This window comes from Kitasatospora sp. NPDC059088, assembly GCF_042738155.1.
In the GTDB taxonomy this organism is placed as follows: Bacteria; Actinomycetota; Actinomycetes; order Streptomycetales; family Streptomycetaceae; genus Kitasatospora.
This window is the reverse complement of the sequence record NZ_JBHYGR010000287.1, coordinates 1-2,035: the sequence shown is the minus strand read 5'-3', so window position 1 is coordinate 2,035 and position 2,035 is coordinate 1. Positions and strand designations below refer to the sequence as shown.

General features: G+C 70.8%; 2 protein-coding genes and 1 pseudogene. 1 reads left to right on the top strand and 2 read right to left on the bottom strand.

Annotation, left to right across the window (positions count from 1 at the left end):
* Positions 1-287 precede the first annotated feature (287 nt).
* On the top strand, positions 288-722 hold the full coding sequence (locus ACFWXO_RS45370; RefSeq protein ID WP_375891314.1) for a hypothetical protein: 435 nt from the start codon (positions 288-290) through the stop codon (positions 720-722).
* Positions 723-863: 141 nt separating this feature from the next.
* On the opposite strand, the gene ACFWXO_RS45365 is transcribed toward ACFWXO_RS45370, so the two are convergent.
* Together ACFWXO_RS45365 and ACFWXO_RS45360 are read right to left on the bottom strand one after the other, a co-directional pair.
* Positions 864-1,826, bottom strand: coding sequence for an electron transfer flavoprotein subunit alpha/FixB family protein (locus tag ACFWXO_RS45365; RefSeq protein ID WP_380408228.1), 963 nt, complete (start codon positions 1,824-1,826; stop codon positions 864-866).
* Between the two features lie 74 nt (positions 1,827-1,900).
* Positions 1,901-2,035, bottom strand: a pseudogene (locus ACFWXO_RS45360) (electron transfer flavoprotein subunit beta); the annotation flags it as partial.

Here is a 2,035-nt window from a genome sequence, read left to right as displayed (position 1 = left end):
TCCGCCGCGAACGGAGCGATCTTCGCCTCGGCCAGCGAACGCACCGCCTCACGGAGCATCCCGTGCTCCTCGGAGATACGGAAGAGATCGAAGTCCTGGCTCATGATCGCCACTCCTGTTTCACGACGGTACTCAGTACCCTTCATTATGCACGTGCGTGGCAAAAAGGGAACTCAGTGCCTTCCCAGGGCGGCACTGAGTTCCCTATCCTTTTCCTGCCGAACTACCGCCGAACTACTGACGTACTTCAGCCGACAGAGCCGGTCCGAGCGCAGGGAGATGACAGCGTGGTCCACTCAGCCATCGATGCCGACACCCGGAGCACGACGCTGTACTTCCAGCGCTGTACCTGGTGCAACAACCCGACCTTCCAACGCCTGCTCTGCCCCACCTGCGGCTCCACCGAGCTGCGGCTGGAGCCCAGCGAGGGCACCGGCGTGGTCCGGCGCTGCGCGGTCGAACAGGCCCGGACGCCGCTGGTCCGGCAGAAGTCGCTGATCCGGATGGAGGAGGGGTTCGACGTCTGGTGCATCGTGGACGGGATGCGCAGCACCGTCCCGGTCGGCACCCGGGTGCGGCTGTACTCCTCCCCCGACTCCGAGCAGCCCGAGCTGCGGCTGCTGCCAATGGAGGAGCCGCCGCCGGTGCACGACCTCGAACCGCGGCCGCTGCCGCCCACCAAGGGCGGCTTCACCCAGCACCTCGCGGCCTTCGCCGAATAGCCGACGGCCCCGGACGGGAGCGGGCGGACGGGCGGACGGGCGGACCAGGAAACGGACCAGGAAACGGACCGGGAAACGGCGGAGGGCGTGGCACTCGGTACCGGGGTACCGAGTGCCACGCCCTCCGGCGGTTCGCGGGGATCAGCCCTTGCGGGCCTTCACCTCGGCGGTGAGCTGCGGCAGCACCTCGAAGAGGTCGCCGACCACGCCGTAGTCGGCGAGCTCGAAGATCGGGGCCTCGGGGTCCTTGTTGACGGCCACGATGGTCTTCGAGGTCTGCATGCCGGCCCGGTGCTGGATGGCGCCCGAGATGCCGTTGGCCACGTACAGCTGGGGCGAGACCTGCTTGCCGGTCTGGCCGACCTGGGAGCTGTGCGGGTACCAGCCGGCGTCGACGGCGGCACGCGAGGCACCGACGGCCGCGTCCAGCGCGTCCGCGAGCTCCTCGACCACGCCGAAGCCCTCGGCGGCACCGACGCCACGGCCGCCGGAGACCACGATGGCGGCCTCGGTCAGCTCGGGACGGCCGGTGGAGACGCGCGGGGTGCGCGAGGTGACCTTGGCGGCGTTGCCGGTGAACTCCACCGACACGTTCTCCACCGCACCGGCGGCCGCGACGGCCTCCGGGGCCACGGCGTTCGGCTTGACGGTGATGACCGGCACGCCGTTGCTCACGCGGGAGTCGACGGTGAACGAGGCGGCGAACACCGACTGGGTGGCGATCGGGCCCTGCTCGCCGGCGCGGACGTCCACGGCGTCGGTGATGATGCCCGAGCCGAGGCGCAGCGCGACGCGGGCGGCGACCTCCTTGCCCTCGCCGGAGGACGTCACCAGGACGGCGGCCACGTCGTTGGCCTTGGCGATCTGGGCCAGGGCGTCCACCTTGGGGACGACCAGCTGGTCGGCGAACTCGGCGCCGTCGGCGACGTACACCTTGGCGGCACCGAACTCGGCGGCCTTGGCGGCGATGTCGGCGGCCGCGGCACCCGCGCCCAGCACGACGGCGGACGGCTCACCGATACGGCGGGCCAGGGTCAGCAGCTCCAGGGCGGGCTTGCGGACCGCGCCGTCGGCGTGGTCGACCAGGACGAGAATCTCAGCCATTGCTCTATGTCTCCGTGTTCAGCGGGATCGGCCGGATCACTGGACCAGCCGGATCGGGGTCGGGGCGGGGCGGACTAGATGAACTTCTGGTCGGCCAGGAACGCGGCGAGCTGCTTGCCGCCCTCGCCCTCGTCCTTGACGACCGTGCCCGCGGTGCGCGCCGGACGCGCCGCCACCGAGTCGACCGCCGTCCACGAACCCGCCAGACC